The 19,423-nt window shown below is 59.9% G+C and carries 12 protein-coding genes and 1 pseudogene; 8 read left to right on the top strand and 5 right to left on the bottom strand.

Going from position 1 to position 19,423, the window contains the following annotated elements:
* Together RGR602_RS34585 and RGR602_RS34580 are read left to right on the top strand one after the other, a co-directional pair.
* On the top strand, window positions 1–1,098 hold the full coding sequence (locus RGR602_RS34585; protein ID WP_040116368.1) for a Gfo/Idh/MocA family protein: 1,098 nt from the start codon (window positions 1–3) through the stop codon (window positions 1,096–1,098).
* Window positions 1,099–1,152: 54 nt separating this feature from the next.
* Window positions 1,153–1,923 carry a FadR/GntR family transcriptional regulator gene (locus RGR602_RS34580; protein WP_040116367.1) on the top strand — a complete coding sequence of 257 codons (771 nt, stop codon included), beginning with the start codon at window positions 1,153–1,155 and terminating at the stop codon, window positions 1,921–1,923.
* On the opposite strand, the gene RGR602_RS39100 is transcribed toward RGR602_RS34580, so the two are convergent.
* The 3 genes from RGR602_RS39100 to RGR602_RS34570 form a co-directional block, all read right to left on the bottom strand.
* The gene (locus tag RGR602_RS39100; RefSeq protein WP_223844107.1) at window positions 1,920–2,174 is read right to left on the bottom strand and encodes a HipA domain-containing protein; all 255 of its coding nucleotides are present in this window, start codon (window positions 2,172–2,174) and stop codon (window positions 1,920–1,922) included. The two genes, RGR602_RS34580 and RGR602_RS39100, sit on opposite strands and share 4 nt — an antisense overlap.
* A gap of 814 nt (window positions 2,175–2,988) precedes the next feature.
* Window positions 2,989–4,176, bottom strand: coding sequence for a mannonate dehydratase (gene uxuA / locus RGR602_RS34575; RefSeq protein ID WP_040116366.1), 1,188 nt, complete (start codon window positions 4,174–4,176; stop codon window positions 2,989–2,991).
* A 47-nt stretch (window positions 4,177–4,223) separates the two neighbouring features.
* Complete coding sequence (locus RGR602_RS34570) at window positions 4,224–4,946, bottom strand: GntR family transcriptional regulator (protein WP_040116365.1); 723 nt, start codon at window positions 4,944–4,946, stop codon at window positions 4,224–4,226.
* Window positions 4,947–5,843: 897 nt separating this feature from the next.
* Between RGR602_RS34570 and RGR602_RS34560 the strand changes: the two genes are divergently transcribed.
* From RGR602_RS34560 to RGR602_RS34545, 4 genes and pseudogenes are all read left to right on the top strand, one after another.
* Complete coding sequence (locus tag RGR602_RS34560) at window positions 5,844–9,224, top strand: adenylate/guanylate cyclase domain-containing protein (protein ID WP_040116363.1); 3,381 nt, start codon at window positions 5,844–5,846, stop codon at window positions 9,222–9,224.
* Between the two features lie 16 nt (window positions 9,225–9,240).
* On the top strand, window positions 9,241–9,621 hold the full coding sequence (locus RGR602_RS34555; protein ID WP_052451906.1) for a YybH family protein: 381 nt from the start codon (window positions 9,241–9,243) through the stop codon (window positions 9,619–9,621).
* 114 nt (window positions 9,622–9,735) lie between these two features.
* Window positions 9,736–10,066: pseudogene (locus RGR602_RS39095) on the top strand (transposase); the annotation flags it as partial.
* Window positions 10,067–10,271: 205 nt separating this feature from the next.
* On the top strand, window positions 10,272–13,631 hold the full coding sequence (locus tag RGR602_RS34545; RefSeq protein WP_040116361.1) for an AAA family ATPase: 3,360 nt from the start codon (window positions 10,272–10,274) through the stop codon (window positions 13,629–13,631).
* Between the two features lie 243 nt (window positions 13,632–13,874).
* On the opposite strand, the gene RGR602_RS34540 is transcribed toward RGR602_RS34545, so the two are convergent.
* Complete coding sequence (locus RGR602_RS34540) at window positions 13,875–15,188, bottom strand: alpha-L-fucosidase (RefSeq protein ID WP_052451905.1); 1,314 nt, start codon at window positions 15,186–15,188, stop codon at window positions 13,875–13,877.
* Between the two features lie 23 nt (window positions 15,189–15,211).
* On the bottom strand, window positions 15,212–16,261 hold the full coding sequence (locus RGR602_RS34535) for a LacI family DNA-binding transcriptional regulator (RefSeq protein ID WP_082046759.1): 1,050 nt from the start codon (window positions 16,259–16,261) through the stop codon (window positions 15,212–15,214).
* A 150-nt stretch (window positions 16,262–16,411) separates the two neighbouring features.
* Between RGR602_RS34535 and RGR602_RS34530 the strand changes: the two genes are divergently transcribed.
* Both RGR602_RS34530 and RGR602_RS34525 read left to right on the top strand, forming a co-directional pair.
* Complete coding sequence (locus tag RGR602_RS34530; protein ID WP_040116360.1) at window positions 16,412–18,337, top strand: ABC transporter substrate-binding protein; 1,926 nt, start codon at window positions 16,412–16,414, stop codon at window positions 18,335–18,337.
* 89 nt (window positions 18,338–18,426) lie between these two features.
* Window positions 18,427–19,413 (top strand): ABC transporter permease, encoded by a 987-nt coding sequence (locus RGR602_RS34525; protein ID WP_040116359.1) that lies wholly within the window; start codon window positions 18,427–18,429, stop codon window positions 19,411–19,413.
* The last annotated feature ends 10 nt before the right edge of the window (window positions 19,414–19,423 follow it).

Here is a 19,423-nt window from a genome sequence, read left to right as displayed (position 1 = left end):
ATGACGAAGAAATTGCGCGTTGGCGTAATCGGTGCGGGCATCGCGTCGCGCCATCTGATCGGCTACGACTGGAACAAGGATCTTTTCGACGTGCCGGTGCTTTGCTCGCTGGACGAAGAACGCGGCCGCGAACTTTGCCAAAAGCATGGCATTGGCGAGTATACTCAGAATGTCGACGACCTTTTTGTCCGCAACGATCTCGACATCATCGATATTTCGACACCGCCGGATTCTCATTTCGAACTCTGCAAGAAGGGCATCGAATCGGGAAAACATGTGATTTGTGAAAAGCCGCTCTTCGGCTCGATTGCCGACGTCGACGAGATGAGTCGCATTGTCGCGCGTTCCGGCGGCAAGAAACTCATGCCGATCTTCCAGTATCGCTACGGCTCCGGTCTTCAGAAGCTGAAGCTGCTGATCGAGCTTGGTCTGACCGGGCGCCCCTTCCTGACAACGATCGAAACTCATTGGTGGCGTGGCCCTGCCTATTACGAAGTTCCGTGGCGCGGAAAGTGGAAGAGCGAGCTCGGCGGCGGCCTGCTTGGCCACGCGATCCATGCGCACGACATGCTGAATTATGTGCATGGCGCCTGCGCCGAAGTCTTTGCCTATGGCGCGACGCTGGTAAACAAGATCGAAGTCGAAGATACGATGGCGCTTTCCGTCAAGATGCAAAACGGATCGCTGGCGGTCCTTTCCATGACGCTCGGCTCACGCAAGGAGATCTCGCGCCTGCGCTTCTGCTTCCATGATCTCGTCGCCGAAAGCATTCTCGAGCCTTATACGATGGGTCGCGATCCGTGGAGCTTCATCGCAGGCACCGAGGAGCACCAGAAGCGTGTCGACGAAGCACTGGCCGGCTACGAAGTGAAGGAAGACGGCTACACCCGCCAGTTCGAGCTGTTCCATCAGGCGATCGTCGAAGACAAGGAGCCGCCGGTGACGCTGCAGGACGCGCGCAATTCGCTGGAACTGGTGACGGCTGCCTATCATTCGCAGCGCACCGGCAAGCCGACGCCGCTGCCGATCACCGCCGAGCATCCGCTTTACCACTCGTGGCTTCCGGACGAGGAGCGGCGTATGGCCGCCAGCGCCTGAGCGCCAAACAGACATGCGCCACCCATCTTAAGGGTGGCGCCGCAAGGAGGTATCATGGGGGCAGCCGTACCAGCGCTTCGGCTTCAGGGGGAGCAGCGGCTTTATCAGATCGTCGCACGCCGTATAGCGCGCATGATCGAGGCAAACGCCAAGAACCCGGACTGGCGCATGCCTTCCGAACGCGAGCTTGCCGAAGAACTCCAAGTCAGCCGCCCGGTCGTGCGCGAGGCGGTTATTGCTTTGGAGATGCGCGGACTGGTCGAGGTCAAGGGCAGGGCAGGCATCGTCGTTTTGCCGGTTCGCGGCAATCAGGTCAATTTTGACAAGATCAGTGCGGATGCCGGACCCGGTCCCTTCGAGCTTCTGGAAGCCCGGCTTGCAGTCGAGGCGAGTGCCGCCGCCATGGCGGCCGAACGCGCCACGAACTACGATATTGCCGTGCTCGAGGACTGTATCGCTCAGATGGAGCATGAGACCGATGTCACCTTAAACAACGAAAAGGGCGACCGAGATTTCCATGTGACGATTGCGCGCATGACCGGAAATGCCATCATCGTTTCAATCGTCGAGGCGCTTTGGGTTCAGCGCGACGAGTCGCTGATGTGGAAAAAACTGCATGAGCATATCCACGCGCCAAGCGTGCGCCCGCTCTGGATCGGCGATCACCATGCAATCCTGACAGCTCTGCGTCTGCGCAATCCCGACGCCGCCTATAAGGCGATGGCGCGCCACATCCGCAACGTCAGTAACGAATTGATGGAAGCTGACGAAAGGGGACGATTTGCGCCGGACTTCATGCAGGCCGATGATGGAAAATCGCGCTAGCCGTATGGTCCCAACGGTCGCGCATGCGACGCACATCGGGTAGACCGGATGATTCCTTCCTTCGCCAGTCGCATGGGGGCGAAGTCGAAGAGTGGCGAGAGCCGAATGGTCCCACCAGAATACTTGTTCAGCGCCGAGTTTCGTCCGTGATTGTCAAGATTGTCGAACGCCAGATTTGCGATGTCACGTCTTAGATACGCAGCGATGCCGGCAAAGGGATCAGACGAGAATTGTTTCAGGATTGCCGACACAAGGCCGCCCGGAGCAGGAGGGGAAGATCGGCTTCGTGCGAAGCTTCGTTCAGCTCAAGGTGTTCGGCAAGTTTCCGGCGCGCATGTCTTTGTGGCATTAGATCCAACAGGAAGTGCGGCCAGTGACGACCGTATCGGTTTTCAAGGTCTACGGGATAGCGGATGGATAGGGCGCGATGGTCGCAAGCCGCCCTTCCATTGGCAAAATCGACAGAAGCTGCCTCAACAAAGTAATCAAAATCGTAGTCAATGACCGAGGCACCCGCATAGCCAGCTGCTTCGCCTTGGGGTTGTAGGGTCGCGGCCCCAGGCCATTCGCCATTAGCGCATTAATTGACGCATTAAAGATGGGGTGTTGCCGCCCTCCCCAGACGGCATCGCAGTGTGCCAGGATGTGGTCGGATAGGCCACAAAGCGGAGAGGACGGCACCGGCCAGCGGCCTCTGAAAGCGGCGCGCAAAAAGGCCTGACAGAAGACCGCACTCGATCACACGTTCAGACAGTCAAAAAACTTCTTGCGCAACGGGCGGCAACCACAGAAGGGGATTAAACATGCGCCTGACGTAAGAAAATCAACCTCCTGTGATGGTACAATAGAGAGCGCAGTGGCCAATGGAGGGCGGGTTTGGTCTCAATCCAAGTGGCTCGGCAGGACGCCAAGACCGCCCACGCCAGCCATAGCATCCGTGCCGGATTCGAGCCGCAAGAGGTACGTTTCCCGCACCCCCTTTCATCGCGCCGAACTCTCGGTGAGGCAAACGAGGAAAAGAACCTCCGAAAACGGAATGGCGGCCCCTCGACCGCTCTCTCACGGTCAGGATGGTTTGGCACCGAGCGCGTGCAGGATACCGCGCAGTTCCGCCAATCCGCGCATGCGGCCGATCGCGGGATAGCCTGGCGTGACGGTCTTGTTCAGGTCGTCCAGCATACGGTGACCATGGTCGGAGCGAAACACGATTTCGCCTTCCGGGCTGCGCTTGCGGTCCTCGGCCACGAGTTCCTTGAGAACTGCGACCATATCGACATCGCCTTCCAGATGTGCGCTCTCATGGAAGGAGCGGCCGTCGCCTTCGCGCTTGGTGGCGCGCAGGTGTGCGAAGTAAATGCGCGAGGCAAAGCGGCGGGCGATCGCCGGCATGTCGTTGTCGGCGCGCACTCCGAGGCTGCCGGTGCAGTAGCACATACCGTTTGCCTGTGATGGTACGGCCTCGAAAAGGGCAGCGTAGTCGTCTGCCGTCGAGGCAATGCGCGGCAGGCCGAAGAGCGAACGCGGCGGATCGTCCGGATGGAGCGTCAGCTTGACGCCGCGCGCTTCGGCGGCAGGTGTGACGGCCTGAAGGAATTCGATGAGGTGCTGGCGAAGCTTGGCGGCGTCGATGCCGGCATAGGCGGCAAGCTTTTCGCGGAAGCCGGGAATGGTCAAAGGCTCGGTGGTCGAGCCCGGCAGCGCCGAGGTTATGATGCGTGTGATCTCGGCGATCTCCGCTTCCGGCATAGCCTCGTAGACATCGCGGGCGCGTTGCCGGTCCTCCGCTGAATATTCCTTTTCGGCGCCCTGACGCTGCAGCACGAAGAGGTCGAAGGCAGCAAAGCGTTCGTGGTCGAAGCGCATGGCGGTCGCGCCCGTTGATATCTCGTAGTCGAGCTCGGTGCGTGTCCAGTCGACTACGGGCATGAAGTTGTAGCAGATGATCGGGATCCCGCAGGCGGCGACGGCTTCGAGGCTTGCAATCCAGGCCTCGATTTCGGCCTTGGCCTGGCCACCCTTGCGCTTGACTGCGTCGGGGATCGGAATGCTCTCGACGACGGACCACGTGAGGGACGAGCGGCCGGGCGGCGTATTCTCGATCATCGATTTGCGTTCGCCGACTTCGCTTTTCGTCCAGGCGCGGCCGATCGGTATCTGATGCAGCGAGGAAACGATGTTCGTCGCGCCTGTCTGGCGTACATCGTCCAAAGTGACGGGAGCCTCAGGCCCAAACCATCTCCAACCTTGCCGCATCTGTTTCCTCCTTGCTGTCTCGTTGTTTATGGGTTCTGCCGGCTGCTTCAGCAGAAATAATCGGGATAACGTGTGCGAAGCTCCGCGACGTCGGGAATGACGGCGCTCAGATGGTGAAGCATCGCGTTGCGAGCGGCGTTCTCATCGTGGGCTGCGATCGCATCGCGGATAGCACAGTGTTCGGGAACTACGTTGTCCATGCGGCCCAAGGCTGGAAGCGTCAGCCGCCGGGCTCGGTCGATCTGCACCTTGACCGTTTTCAGGATGGTCCAGATACCGGGATAGCCCGCGATCTGGATTATCGCCTCGTGAAAGGCCTCGTCTTCTTCATGGAAGCTGGACACGTCGCCGAGGGCGGCAAGCGCCTTCTGCCGGGAGATGATGGCATCGAGCCGGGCAATGTGATGCGGCTTGGCCATTCTGGCAGCACTTTCGATAGTCGTGCCCTCCAGTGCTTTGCGAACGACAACCGCTTCTGGGATTGCCGATATGGGGATACGCGAAACGACGGTGCCGGACTGCGGATAAATCTCCACGAGCCCGCCTTCGGCAAGACGAAGCAGCGCTTCACGCACCGGCGTGCGGCTGACGCCGAATTCCTCGGCGATTCGCTTTTCCTGAAGCGCAATTCCCGGCGGCATGCGCAGCGAAACGATGTCGGCATGAAGCCGCTCGAAAATCGCATCCGCCGCCGTTACGCGGCGAAGCTTCGCCGGTCTTTCCAAAAGAGCCGGAAAGTCGATCGCTTCGGAACCGGACGCCTGCCGCATGGACTGCCTGAAATGTCTTCGTTTGCATACTAGTATATCAATTGCAGCCTGTTGCCAAGGCGCGCCGAAAGGAGCGGCGCCGACAGCAACCGTGCACTGGCCCTTGCAGGCCTTCTGACTGCTGATGCGCATGATGCCGACACAGACGAATCACAGTACGACGCCAAGACCGAGAAGCACGGGGCGATCAGGTACTGAACCGGAGCGGAAACACACAGGTGATCGAACCCAGCACCGGCGCAATCGTGGGTGCTTTGAAATGCGAATGCCCAACCCTGTCGCGTAAAAGCACGAGCGCGGCGATATTGACGACGGCGAAGAGCGAATGCAGTTATTGTCGGACCCCTCTGAAAAGGAGGAGCATGAGCGGGATAGCGTTGGAGACGCTTGCGGATCAGCCGGGATGAAATCGGGTCATGGGACCGGTCTGCTCTTGCTTTTCATCGTCGGCGATATTCTCGGAACGTGTATTTATGCGGTGACAGGACGGGGCGCCCAATCTCTTGGCAACTACAGCGGGAAACGGGAAAGGAAAGCAGTATTTTGAGCGTTGGGCTTGAATTTGCTGCGTTGCAGCATTACCTTTTAATGGTCCGAAGCGATTCACCCTCCTCCCGAGCCGCTTCGGTCCGACGGGCAGCACTCCTCCTCCCAAGCTGCCAGTCATTATCGAAGCCCGGCGCACCTCCTCCCGCGCCGGGCTTTTTATTGCGAAGCGAACGCTTGCCGCAATGCCCCGGACGCAAGCTGGAAAGGGGCCGGCATCGCCCAGCAGCTTCGGCTATCCAAGGGTGAAGTACCCCTCCGACACTGTCGGTATACAAGGCTTGGCGAGTGCTTTTTCCCGGTGGATGCGGTATAGTGTTTTCTTGAGGGTTGTCCTGGGGAGGGCCCCCGATGGTTATTTCTTCCTGGCTGGAAAGCTTGGGATGTGGGCAGTACGCCTCGGCCTTCGAGATCAATGCGATTGACGCGGAGATGCTGCCGAAGCTGACCTCCGACGACCTTAAAGAGATCGGGGTGGCTCCCCTCGCGCACAGAAAGAAAATACTCGAGGCAATTGCTGGACTTGACAACGGCCAAGCGGCCCCGCGTCTTTGTCTTCAGGCGGATTTGACCGCCGTTCCTCCTCGTCCCCAACCATTGTCCGCGCGGCCCCGAGAGGCGGAAAGACGCCAGCTGACCGTGATGTTCGTCGACCTGGTGGGTTCTACTGGCTTTTCCACCCATCTCGATCCTGAGGAAATGGGCGCGCTGTTGCGTGAGTTCCAAAATGCCGTGGCGGGCGACGTCGTCCGCTTTGACGGCTACGTGGCGAAGCTGATGGGCGATGGCGTGCTTTGTTATTTCGGCTGGCCCCAGACCCACGAGGACGAAGCCGAGCGAGCCGTCAAGGCAGGTCTTGCGGTTGTAGAAACGGTCAAGGGCTTGTCGACCAAGGGCGGCCAGCAACTCTCCGTTCGTGTTGGGATAGCGACCGGTCTGGTGGTCGTCGGCGATTTAGTCGGGTCCGGCGCCGCTCAAGAGAATGCAGTTGTCGGCGAGACACCAAACCTCGCGGCCAGACTGCAAGCTCTCGCTGAACCGAACACGGTGCTGATTTCTGAACTTACATTCCGACTGACAGGTAAGCTCTTCGAGGTGAAGCGTATCCGTCCGCAGAAACTGCACGGTTTCGATACCCCCACGAATTCCTACCAAGTAATCGGGGAGGGCCGGGCGGAAAGCCGTTTCGACGCTCTCCACGCGGGAGGCACTGCTGCGCTGGCGGGGCGAGATCTTGACCTGGCCTTGTTGACCGAGCGATGGAATCTCGCGACGTCGGGGGAAGGTCAGGTTGTCGAGCTCTTTGGCGAAGCAGGGATCGGAAAGTCACGCATCCTCGAGGAACTTCGCGAACGGTTGAAGGAGGAGAACGTCACATATTTGCGTTATTTCTGCTCACCTTATCATACGCAGAGCGCGCTTTTCCCAGTGATTGACCAGTTGCTGCGCGCTGCCAGCATTTCACGGACGGATCCGCCCGAACGGCAGCTGGCGTTTCTAGAAGGAGTGCTTGCAGCGACCAATAATCCGCAGGAGGAAGTGCCGCTGATCGCCACCCTGCTGTCGATTCCCACGGGAGACCGTTATCCCAAACCCGATCTGATGCCGCAAAAGTTGAAAACGCGCACATTCGAGGTCTTGGTCGACCAACTGGTGGCCCTCGCGGGAGCAAAGCCTATTCTCATGCTGCTTGAGGATGCTCATTATCTTGATCCGGTATCGGCCGAGCTCTTCGATGTGATTGTGGATCGGATTCAAAAGCTTCCAATCATGCTCGTCGCCACATCCCGGCCGGAAGGCCTGGTTCGGTGGAATGGCCTTCCGCACGCAACTTTATTGACACTGAACCGATTGAGTCGTGCGCAGGCGGCCTCGATTATCATGGCCATGACAGGAGGAAAGCGTCTTCCACCCTCGGTTCTCGACCAAATTCTTTCAAAAACCGAGGGCGTGCCGCTTTTCATCGAGGAATTGACCAAGGTCATCTTGGAATCAGGCATGCTTAGCGACACCGGCGAGGATTACGAACTGTCAGGTCCCTTGCCTCCGCTTGCGGTACCCGCAACGCTGCACGACTCCTTGATGGCAAGGCTCGATCGGCTGGCGTCTGTCAGGGAGGTGGCTCAGATCGGTGCAGTGATCGGCCGGGAATTCAGTCACGAATTGCTGGCTGCTGCCGCTGGGCTGACAGAACCCGAGCTGGAGAGGGCGACTGACCAGCTTGTGGCCGCAGGCCTGGTATTCCGCCGTGGGGGAGGCGGCGATGTCACCTACGCCTTCAAACACGCACTGGTTCAAGATGCCGCTTACGGGAGCCTTTTATTGAGCCGACGCCAACAGCTACACGCGCGAATTGCACACATCATGGAGGAACACTTCCCTGAAAAGGTGGAAGCTGAGCCCGAGCTGCTTGCTCATCATTTCAACCAAGCCTGTCTTTTAGACAAGGCCGTCGAGTACAACGAATTGGCCGGACGGCGCGCGCTTTCGCGCTCCTCGATTTCGGAAGCCCTTGTCCGGTTCCGGAATGCCCTGAACGGATTGGCGGCCCTCCCGCCTTGCCAGGAGCGATCGCGGCGAGAACTAGCGATTCAGGTCGCGTTCGGCAGCGCGCAAGTGGCAGCGCATGGCTTTGCCGCACCGGAAACAGGAGCGGCGTACCTGCGGGCACAGGAGCTGTGCGAAGAGCTGGATGAGGTGCACCAGCTGTTCCCGGTCCTCTACGGCCTCTGTCTCTACCATCTCTATGCGGCCGAGCTTGCTGAAGCGCGTCGCGCCGCCGACAAGCTGCTGGAGCTGGCCGGTCAGAATAATGACCGCGGCCTGTCTTTCTTCGCCCATCGGGCGGCCGGTGTCAGCGCGCTTCCCGCGGGCGAATTTTTGCGTGCTCGCGCCCATTTGAAGGAAGCGCTGTCGCTTTATGACCCGCAGGAGCATCGGTCTGAAGCATTCGTGTATGCCTTTGACCCCCGCGTCGTCTGTCTCGACTACCTGGCCCGCACTCTATTGCCGCTTGGTTTGCCCGATCAGGCGATTGCGGCCAATGATGAAGCGGTGCGGGAAGCGAGAAGCTTAGGACACCGCAACAGTCTCGCCCTGCCTTTGTTTTTCGGGGGTGTCGTCCATCAGATACTAGGCAATCGGGAGGCTGTGAAGAGTCGGGCCTATGAACTCCTGGAAATCTCGGAAGAGGCGGGATTTCGCTTTTGGCAGGCAGGAGCAATGATCCTGCATGCCTGGGCAATTGCCGAGGAGGGCGAAACAGATCGTGGCAGATCCGATTTGTTGAGGGGTATTGAAGAGTGGCGTCGCACCGGGGCGAAGTATATGTCGCCGTACTTCTCGGCGGTTCAAGCCCAGATCGCCATGAAAGCCGGACATCCGGGTGCGGCCCTCACGCTCCTTGTGGAAGCACAGCAGGTCATCGAACGTACCAATGAGCGTTGGTTCGCGGCCGAGGTTTTCCGTCTTCAGGGAGAGGCCATGCTGCAAATCGATCCCGAACGGAAAACGATGGCTGCGGAGCGTTTCGGCGAGGCACTGGCCACTGCCCGAGCACAGGGCGCACGCTTTTGGGAATTGAGGGCAGCATTGAGCCTTGCGCGGATTGACAACGAAGTTTCTGCGCGTGAACAGCTTGCCCGAATTTGTGAAAGTTTCACAGAGGGTACGGCACTGCCAGACCTTAAGAACGCACAATTGCTAAGCGGACACACCGCAGGAGCAGCTTAGCCCACGGGAGGTGACCATGCCGGAGCCGAATATCCGCGAAATAGTCAAAGACGCTAACGACCGCTGGAATGCAGCTTTCAACAGCAAAGATTCAGCTTCGATAGCGGCTCTATACACCGAAGACGGAACCGTGCTGCCGCACACACATGCAATCGTAAAAGGCCGCACGGCAATCGCCGATTTCTGGGCCGGAATGATCTCGGCTGGGATCAAAGGCCACGGCATAGAATTGCTTGATGCCCAGGATGCGGGCGACATCGCATATTCCAGCGGCAAGTGGTGGGCGTCAGGTTTGGGAGAAGACGGGAAGGCGATGCGCTACGAGGGCACGGTCGTCACGATCTTGCGAAAACAAAGCGACGGTTCCTGGAAGACGTGCCTGCACACGTGGAACTGAAGCGGCTTCAGACGGGGCCCTTTCAGCGAATTCTCACCGGGTGTGTCGCTAGTTGACGCGTTTTGCCGAACGCAAGAGGAAGGCGCAGGTGCGAACCGGCGGTGCTTTCCGATCAATGGCCGTCCGTTGCCAGAACATTTGAAGGTACCGATCGGGACGAACCGATCGGCTGGAGCTGTTGCTCGAGCAGATCAAGGCTGTCGAGGCTGCCCGCGACGCCAGCACCGGCGATGCTGCCCACCTTGAAAGGCATCGGACCGGAATTTACCGCCGTGCTCTGGTCGCAGCGTTGTCGCGTCACGTCGACAACCGACGACAGGTTACCGCCCATGCCGGACTTGGCCGACACCTTGGCAAAGTGGCTCGGTCGGTCATGACCAGGGTCTTACAATCCGGCAATCCAAGGCTGCGGATGACGATGATCCAGATGGCCTGGTTGTGGGTGCCCCAAGCAGAACAGTGGCCGTCTCAAGTGCAAAAATGTCACCCTGACGACAGTCCCGCGTTGACCCCCTCCTCATATAAGCAAATGCCACCAACAGCAGCTTTCGGCCCGATTGTCCGAACGTCGCAAAAAAGTTTCTCCGTGCCGCTCAAAGGCTTCTGGAGTATGCTGTAGGCACGCGGTCCGAGCAGATGGAGGAGGAGCCATGCAGGTCGGTTCCTGGCTGCGCGATCAGGGCCTGGAACAGTACGAGGAAGCGTTCAGGCAAAACGACATCGATCCCGAGATACTTCGGGATCTTACCGCCGAAGACCTGATTGGGCTCGGCGTCATATCAGTAGGGCACCGCCGTAGACTGCTCGCCGCGATTGCAGCGCTGCGCGAGACCGTTCGACAGTCGCCCAGGCCAGGGGATACATCAGCCGCCACCGGGGCGGAGCGCCGCCAGCTCACCGTGATGTTTGTCGACCTCGTCGAGTCGACTGCGCTCTCGTTACGCCTTGACCCGGAGGAGATGAGCGAATTGCTGCGACACTATCAGGGTGCAGTGGCGGGCGCGATTGCGCGGTTCGAGGGACACGTTGCAAAGTACATGGGCGATGGCGTGCTTGCATACTTCGGCTATCCGCGTGCTCACGAGGATGAGGCCGAACGGGCCGTGCGGGCGGGGCTGGCGGCAGTCGAGGCAGTGCGGGATCTGCGACCACCGCACGGTGGGGCGCTTCAAGCTCGGGTTGGCATCGCCACCGGCCTGGTGGTTGTCGGCGAGCTGGTTGGTGAAGGTGCAGCGCGTGAGGAGACGGTCGTCGGCGACACGCCCAATCTAGCGGCGCGGCTGCAAAGTCTGGCCGAACCTGGAACCGTGGTGGTGGCATTCCGCACGCGGCAGTTAATCGGTGCTCTGTTTGATCTTGTCGAACTCTGTTTCGAGCCGCTGAAGGGTTTTCCCGGTTCAGTACGCGCTTGGCGCGTACTCGGTGAAAGCGCTGCAGAAAGCCGTTTCGAAGCCTTGCACGGGTCGGCGCTGACCCCGCTCGTCGGTCGCGACCATGAGATTGGGCTCCTGCTCAAGTACTGGGAAGCAATCAAGGAAGGCGAGGGCCAGGTGGTGCTGCTTGCGGGGGAGCCCGGCATCGGCAAGTCGCGCCTTGTCCGGGCCCTTCGGCGGCGGTTGGAAAGCGAACCGCATATGGCAGTCAGTCACTATTGCTCGCCGTATTATCAGAGCAGCCCGCTTCATCCGGTGATCGGCCTCCTGGAGCGGGCGGCCGGGTTCGCCGCAGGCGATGCCGCCGAAGCGAGACTGAGTAAACTCGAGGGGTTGCTTGCGCTTTCAACGGAAGATGTCGCCGGCGTAGCCCCTTTGCTCGCGGCGCTGCTGTCGATACCGGCGGGCGACCGCTATCGGCCTTTGGAGTTGAGTCCGCATCTGCAGAAGGAGCAGACGCTGGAGGTGTTAGTCGACCAACTCATGGGGCTTGCGGCGCATCAGCCTGTCTTGGCCGTGTATGAGGACGTCCATTGGGCGGATCCGACCTCGCTGGAGCTGCTCGATCTTGTGATTGACCGCGTGCAGGGCTCGCGGGTATTGGTGCTCATCACTTTCCGTCCCGAGTTCCTGCCACCGTGGCTGCGCCATGCTCATGTCACTGCGATGACGCTTAGTCGTTTGAGCCGACGGCAGGGCACAGCTATGGTCGAGAGGCTGACCGGTGGCAGGGAGCTGCCCGCCGAAGTACGAGACGACATCGTCGCAAAGACAGACGGCGTGCCTCTATTCGTTGAAGAGCTGACGCGGGCAGTGATCGAGACCAACTTGCTCAAGGACGAGGGCGACCATTATACGCTCGCCAATCCGCTGTCAGCTATCCCAATTCCAGCCACGCTTCAGGAATCGCTGTTGGCTCGGCTCGATCGACTGGCCTCTGCTAGGGACGTCGCGCAGCTTGCAGCCGCTATCGGACGAGAATTCTCACACGAGTTGCTCGTCGCAGCCGCGGCGTTGCCGAAGGGCGAAGTTGAGGATGCGCTGGCCGCCCTTATTACGTCGGGATTGGTGTTCCGCCACGCGATTTCTCCGCAGGTGACCTACAGCTTCAAGCACGCGCTTGTACGCGATGCGGCCTATGCGACGCTTGTGCGGACGAAACGGCTGCGCTTGCATGCCGCGATTGCCAGGGCGATCGAGCACCGCTTCCCCGAAACCGTCCAGGGGCAACCCGAACTTTTAGCCCGGCACTACTCGGAGGCGGGACAGCCCGCACTGGCGATCAATTACTGGCTCAGGGCCGGACAAGCCGAGATTGCACGCTCGGCAACGGCGGAAGCGATTACCCATCTGACAAGAGGGCTGGAACTGCTTGAATCCCTACCTGACGATGCCGCACGTTGGCGGCAGGAACTCGAGCTGCAGGTCGCTCTCGGCGTCGCCCTGATGATTTCCAAGGGTTGGGCAGCGCCGGAGGTCGGGCGTACCAACGCGCGAGCGCGCGAATTATGCGAGCGGCTCGGTGGCTCTAATCGGCTCTTGCCTGTCCTTTACGGGGACTGGGTCTTCCACGTCGTTCGCGCGGAGTTGGAGGCGGGGCGAAAGGCCGGAGAGGACCTGCTCCGTCGCGCCCGAGAAGAAGTGGATGTGTCGGCTGAGACCGTCGGCAACCGCATCGTTGGAACCGATGCCTTCCTTCGCGGCGAGTTGATCATCGCACGAAAATATCTGGAGAGGTCGCTCGCCCTTTATGACCCGCAGCAACACCGCTCGCTCGCCTTCCTGTTCGCCCAGGACCCCAGGGTATCAGGAATGTCCGTCCTATCCTGGACCCTGTTCACTCTTGGTTATCCGGAGCGAGCCCAGACGAGGAGCAACCAGGCGCTGACGGACGCAGCAGAACTGTCCCACCGCAACACCCTTGGCTATGCCTTGCTTTACGGCTGCATCCTGTCGCAGCTTCGCGGCGACCGGCGAGAAGCGCGGGAACGGGCAGATTCGCTGATCACGCTCGCGAGAGCGCAGGGCTCTCCACACTTTCTTGGGGCAGGCATGGTCATTCGAGGCTGGACGCTGGGAGAGACAGGCGAGTTACAGGCGGCCATCACGCAGGTCCAGGAAGGATTGGGGTCGTGGCAGGCGACGGGAGCGAGGTTCCTGGTTCCATTTTTCCTCAGCTGTCTCGCATACCTCGAAACCCAAGCCGGCAGAGCGAAGACGGGGTTGGATTTGCTGAGCGACGCGCTGGATCGGGTGCGCGGAACCGGCGAGCGGTGGTTCGAGGCGGAGCTGCATCGGCTGACAGGCGAACTGATGCTGCAGTTGCCGATGGCTGATCGAGCCGGGGTGGAAGCACGGCTCCGGCACGCGATTGAAGTAGCCAGAGCGCAACACGCCGATTTGTGGGAGTTGCGCGCGGCGACAAGTCTCGGCCGGCTACAGATCGCGCAGGGTCGAGGCGACGAAGCTCATGACCTGCTCGCACCCGTCTATGGCAAGTTTATCGAAGGATTCGCGACATCGGACCTGCAATCGGCGCAACGGGTCCTTTGCGAGGCCGACGGCTGCCGAGGGTGATCACAAACCTCGGCAGCTCAAGGGTGCCGGCTCCAACCAGCGTTCATGGACTATCAGGATCGGTCTTTGTTGTCGGTCGGTTCGAAACCGGCCTTGGCTTGAGCGCGGCGACACAGGTCCGAATATCTGCGTTTTTTTCCGTTTGGGAACGAATGAGAATTTCGTCTTTCCACCCTTTGCGCAGTTCCGGGTCATCAGGACAGACATGGCGCCATTCTCAAATATAGCCCGATCTCGACAGCTTCACGTCTTCAGGAAAACTTCAATGACCGGCACCGTGACAGATGGTCTGCGTACCGGCAACACGAAGCTGACGGCATCTTCGCCGACGGGGAACTGGCTGTTCTTCCAAAGCGTATTTCCGGATGGTTTGAGCCAGGCTACCTCGCTGCCGTCATGCAAAAACTGGGCATACTCGATCTTGCCCGCCAGCGCGTCGAAATGCAGGTGCCGGAACGGCCAGTTGAAGAGGTGGATGTAGAGCCGGCTGCCATTCTGCGTCAGCCTGCAGTCGATCGGCGCGGAGAATTCAGACTGGGTGCAGCCATAGATGCTGCGCCCATGCAGCGCAATCCATTCTTCGTAGGCGCTGAGCGCAGCCTTGGCGCGATGGTCAAGCGTGCCGCGCGCCGTCGGCCCGACGTTCATCAGCAGGTTGCCGCCCATCGCCACACTGCCGATCAGGAGCTGGACCAGCTGCTCGGGGCTTTTCCAACTATCCTCGTCTCGGTGATAACCCCATGAGCCGCTGAAGGTGTGGCACGCCTCCCAGGTCATCCGTTTGCCGTCTCGTTCAGGCCAGGCACGAGGCACATATTGCTCCGGCGTTACGATATCGGGCACGAGATCGGCGAGATCGAGCCGGTTGTTGATGATCGTATCCGGCGCGAGTTCGCGCACCAGGCGCACCAGTGGTTCGCTCTCCCAGTCCTTGTGCCCTTTGCCGACGAGGTCGCCCTGCTTCCACTGCGGGTAGGAGAAATCGAACCACATGACATCGACCCGACCGAAGTCGGTAAGCAGTTCGCGGACCTGCTCGCGCATGACGGCGGCATAGCGTCGAATGTCGCGCGCTTCATTTATTTTAACGGCATCGGGATGGTTGCGCTGGGGATGACGCGGGTCGATCGTAAAATCTGGATGGTGCCAGTCGATCAGCGAATAGTAGAAGCCAATCTTCAGTCCTTCGGCTCGAAATGCTTCCACGAACGGAAGGAGCAGGTCTCGTCCGTAGGGCGTGTTGGTCACCTTGTAGTCGGTCGTCTTGGTATCCCAGAGACAAAAACCTTCATGGTGCTTGGAGGTCAGCACGACATATTTCATGCCTGCGGCGCGGGCGCGCCTGGCCCAGTCGCGGGGATCGTAGAGATCCGGATCGAAATGATCAAAATAGTTCTGATAGTCGGCGTCGCTCAGCTCTTCGCGGCTTTTCACCCATTCGTGCCTCGCCGGCAGCGCGTAGAGCCCCCAATGCACGAAAAGACCGAAGCGGTCATGCACGAACCACGCCTTCTTTTCATCCGGTAAGGTCAAAGCTTGCAGGTTCTGGACATTCATCAAAAACTCCTCCTGTCTGTCGATCAGGTCGTCTCGCGGACCATGAGTTCTGGCTCGATTACGACCCCGTGCTGCTTATTCTTCGTGACGATACGGCTGAGTAGAAGCCTTACGGCCGCTTCGCCCATCTCGCGCTTGTGCACGCGCAGGGTAGTCAAGGCCGGAGACATCAGCTCGGCAATCGGTATGTCGTCGAAGCCGACCAGGGCCATTTGCTGCGGTACGGTGATGCCCGCCGCCCGGCAGGCCTTCATGGCGCCGATGGCGTTGAGATCGTTGTAGCAGACAAGGGCGTCGAAGCCCGACTTCGCAGCTAACAGCTCTTCTGCCGCGATGCGCCCGCCGGCAACCGTTGGGTCGCAGTAGATCGGCTCGGGCGCCTGGAGACCGTGTTCGGCTAAGGTCTTGCCGATGCCGATCAGGCGACATTTACCGCCATAGGAATTGCGAGGACCGGCAATGATTGCAATCTTGCGCCGGCCACGCGCCACGAGGTGGTTGATCGCCCGCGAAGCGCCATGCTCATAGTCGGTCATTATCGTGCCGGCGACATCCTTCGGCGCCTCACGGTTGATAAGCACCGCTGCCCGATGTGGGCTAAGCGCCTTGTGCAGCGCCGCGTCCGGCAGTCGCGCGCTGCACACGATGATTCCATCGACACGATGCAACAGGAACGCATCGATTAACTCGGCCTCGCGCTTGCTGCTTTCCACGACGTTCGACAGCAGCAGATTGTAGCCGGCGGCGTTGGCCGCGTCTTCGGCACCGCGGATAATCTCGGGGAAGAACGGGTTGGTAATGTCTGGAACCAGAAATCCAATGGTTCTCGATCGGTCGGACCGCAGCCCGCGTGCGAAAGGATTGGGCCGGTAGTTCAGCGCGCTGGCAGCCGAGACAACGCGCTCGCTGGTTTCGGCACTGGCGCCGCCATGGCCATTCAATACGCGTGAAACAGTCATCGGCGACACGCCCGCCGCGCGGGCCACGTCGGCAATTGTGGTCTTCGATTCGAAATCCTTATGCCGGGTCAAATGCTCGTCTCTCTGCAAATAGATGGTAACGATATCGCACATATCTGAGTTCAAAGCCAAGCAAAAATATCGGTTATTCTAGGCGCGAGGAGAATCCATTTGACAGAAAATTACGGTAACGATAACGTAACTCAAGACAAAGAAGGACTAAGATAACGACAGCGTTCTGCGGGTTCACATTGGGAGGAAATGATGAAGCTCGTCCGAGATCTGCCACGGCAAGCCGCGTGTGCTGCCGTTCTCGCACTTGTTGTGGGCGCCGGCTGGGCCGGGGCTGCAGTTGCTTTTCAGGAGTCTCCGCAGCTCAAAGCGCTCGTCGATGCAAAAAAATTGCCTCCTGTTGACAAGCGCCTGCCGGCAAAGCCCCTCGTACTTGCGCCGCTCCAGTCGGTTGGCAGCTACGGCGGCACCTGGCGCACCGCCACTTTCGGCGGCGGCGACAGCGAGATCGAGCGCTCGATCGGCTATACCCGGCTTGTCCGCTGGAACCCCGAATGGACCGAGGTCATTCCCGATATCGCCGAGAGTTTCGAGGTTAATGCCGACGCCACTGAATACACGTTCACCCTGCGCGAAGGCACCCGCTGGTCGGACGGCGAGCCCTTCAGCGCCGACGACCTGATCTTCTGGGACGAGCATGTCCTGCGCAACAAGGAAATCACGCCCTCGCCCCCGGCATGGCTGACGGCAGGCGGCGAGCCAGTCAAAGTCGAAAAGCTTGGCGACTACAAAGTCGTGTTTAGATTCAAGGCGCCCAACGGCCTGTTCCTGATGAACATGGCCACCATCCGCGGCGCCGATATCCTTGCCGCCTCGCCGGCGCACTACCTCAAGAAATTCCACAAGGATTTCAATCCAGAAGGCATTGCCGCGCTGGTCAAGCAGGCCGGTGCGGCAGACTGGGTGCAGCTCTTCAACAACAAGATCTCGTTCCCCGGCCGCTGGCGCGATGTCGGCCGCCCGGTGCTCGACGCCTGGATGCTGGCCGCCCCCTATGTGGGCACATCGCAGGTCGTGGCCGAGCGCAACCCCTACTATGCGAAAGTCGACACCGCCGGCAACCAGCTGCCCTATCTCGACAAGGTCACCATCGACGTGATGGAGGACACACAGGCGATCATTCTGAAGGCGATCAATGGCGAGATCGACATGCAGAACCGTTTCATCGAGACCACGGACGCCCGGCCGGTCATCGTTCAGAATCAGGAAAAGGGCGGATACAGGCTTTTCATCGCGCGGCCGGCTTGGTCAAACGCCTTGCTTATCACGCTGAACCAGACCCACAAGAACAAGGTGCTGCGCAAGGTCTTCTCAGACAAGAACTTTCGCATCGGTCTCAGCCACGCGATCAACCGCGAGGAGCTCAACCAGCTCATCTACGCCGGCCAATCGAAACCATACCAGGCCGCTCCGCGTGAAGGCAGCGCGCTCTATGACGAGCAGATGGCGACCCAATACCTCAAGTACGACGTCAATCTTGCCAACCGGTATCTCGACAAGGCGGGACTGACGACTCGCGACGCCGAAGGGTACAGACTCGGGCCGGACGGCAGGCGGGTAACCTTCGCCATAGACGTACTGACGGGGAGTCCGATCCAAAGTGACGCGCTCGAATTGATCCAGCGCTACTGGAGGACCGTCGGCATCGATATGCAGCCGCGACCGACGGAGCGCTCGCTCATCTTCGCCCGTCTCCAGACCAACGAGAACGATGGCATCGGCTGGGTCGGCGGCGGAGGCTACGATTTTCTGGGACTGCTCGATCCCAAATGGTACTTCCCGCATGAATATGAATCGAGCTTCGCGACCGCCTGGGGTCTTTACTACCAGAACCCCAACGATCCGAATGCCGAGGAGCCGAGCGAGGAAGCCAAGAAGCAGATGGATCTGTACCGGAAGGTGCAGCAGAGTGCGACACTTGAGCAGCAGCTCGCGGCCATGAAGGAACTGCTCGCCATTACACGCGACCAATTCTACATCATCGGTACCAACCTCGAACCCGACCGCGTCGGGATCGTCAAGAAGAATATGCGCAATGTGCCCGACGTCATCCCGAGCACCTCTTTCTACATGATCCCCGGGCCGGTGAAGCCGGAGACCTTCTACTACGAAAACTGACCTTCCGAACCGGGCGGCGACAAGTCCTGCCGCCGCCCTTGTTTCGTGTCGCAGCAGATCTGCCCACATACACGGCAAGGAGCGAGGAAATGGCCGGATTCATGATCAGACGCCTGCTCTACATGATCCCGATGATGTTCGTGATTTCGATCGTCACATTCATCATCATCCAGCTTCCGCCGGGTGATTTCCTGACTGCTTTGACCGCCCGGCTGGCGTCGCAGAACGAAACCATCGATCCCGGGGTGCTCGCGGGCCTGCGCGAGCGCTATGGACTCGATCAGCCCTTGATCGTCCAATACTGGAAGTGGATCAGCGGCATTTTGCTGCGCGGCGATTTCGGGCAGTCTTTCGACTGGAACAAACCGGTCAGCGAGCTTATCTGGTCGCGCCTGAACCTGACGATGGTGGTTTCGCTCATCACACTGATCTTCGTGTGGGCGGTGGCATTCCCGATCGGCATCTATTCGGCAGTGCGGCAATATTCCGTCGGCGACTACGTCGCCACCTTCTTCGGCTTCCTCGGCCTTGCCATTCCAAGCTTCCTGCTGGCGCTGGTGCTGATGTATTTCAGCGCTCACTATTTCGGGCTGAGCATCGGTGGACTGTTCTCACCCGAATACATGAATGCGGCCTGGAGCTGGGGCAAGCTTTGGGATCTCATGAAGCACATGTGGATCCCGGTCATCGTGCTCGGCACCGGCGCGACGGCAGCGCTTATCCGCATCATGCGAGCAAACCTGCTGGATGAGCTTAACAAGCCCTATGTCGACATGGCGCGCGCCCGCGGTCTCAGCGAAACCAGGCTGCTCTTGAAGTATCCGGTGCGCGTGGCGCTCAACCCGTTCGTCTCAACGCTCGGCTGGGTCTTGCCGCATCTCGTTTCCGGAGCGGTCGTGGTGTCCATCGTGCTCAGCCTGCCGACAACCGGGCCGCTGCTGCTCAGCGCGCTCTTTGCCCAAGATATGTATCTGGCCGGCAGCATCATTCTGCTCATGAGCATCCTTACCCTCATCGGTACGCTGATCTCCGACCTGCTTCTTGCATGGCTCGATCCGCGCATCCGCAACGGTTAAAGAGGAGGCA

The sequence above is a fragment of the Rhizobium gallicum bv. gallicum R602sp genome, from assembly GCF_000816845.1.
In the GTDB taxonomy this organism is placed as follows: Bacteria; Pseudomonadota; Alphaproteobacteria; order Rhizobiales; family Rhizobiaceae; genus Rhizobium; species Rhizobium gallicum.
The sequence above is the reverse complement of the archived record's forward strand: the minus strand, read 5'-3'. Positions and strand labels throughout refer to the sequence as shown.

Excerpts from the sequence above, each read along its gene's own strand:
- RGR602_RS34580 (WP_040116367.1), top strand. The coding sequence starts at position 1,153 with ATGGGGGCAGCCGTACCAGCGCTTCGGCTTCAGGGGGAGCAGCGGCTT.
- RGR602_RS34585 (WP_040116368.1), top strand. The coding sequence starts at position 1 with ATGACGAAGAAATTGCGCGTTGGCGTAATCGGTGCGGGCATCGCGTCG.
- RGR602_RS34545 (WP_040116361.1), top strand. The coding sequence starts at position 10,272 with ATGCAGGTCGGTTCCTGGCTGCGCGATCAGGGCCTGGAACAGTACGAG.
- uxuA (WP_040116366.1), bottom strand. The coding sequence starts at position 4,176 with ATGCGGCAAGGTTGGAGATGGTTTGGGCCTGAGGCTCCCGTCACTTTG.
- RGR602_RS34525 (WP_040116359.1), top strand. The coding sequence starts at position 18,427 with ATGGCCGGATTCATGATCAGACGCCTGCTCTACATGATCCCGATGATG.
- RGR602_RS34560 (WP_040116363.1), top strand. The coding sequence starts at position 5,844 with ATGGTTATTTCTTCCTGGCTGGAAAGCTTGGGATGTGGGCAGTACGCC.
- RGR602_RS34555 (WP_052451906.1), top strand. The coding sequence starts at position 9,241 with ATGCCGGAGCCGAATATCCGCGAAATAGTCAAAGACGCTAACGACCGC.
- RGR602_RS34570 (WP_040116365.1), bottom strand. The coding sequence starts at position 4,946 with ATGCGGCAGGCGTCCGGTTCCGAAGCGATCGACTTTCCGGCTCTTTTG.
- RGR602_RS34535 (WP_082046759.1), bottom strand. The coding sequence starts at position 16,261 with ATGTGCGATATCGTTACCATCTATTTGCAGAGAGACGAGCATTTGACC.
- RGR602_RS34530 (WP_040116360.1), top strand. The coding sequence starts at position 16,412 with ATGAAGCTCGTCCGAGATCTGCCACGGCAAGCCGCGTGTGCTGCCGTT.
- RGR602_RS34540 (WP_052451905.1), bottom strand. The coding sequence starts at position 15,188 with ATGAATGTCCAGAACCTGCAAGCTTTGACCTTACCGGATGAAAAGAAG.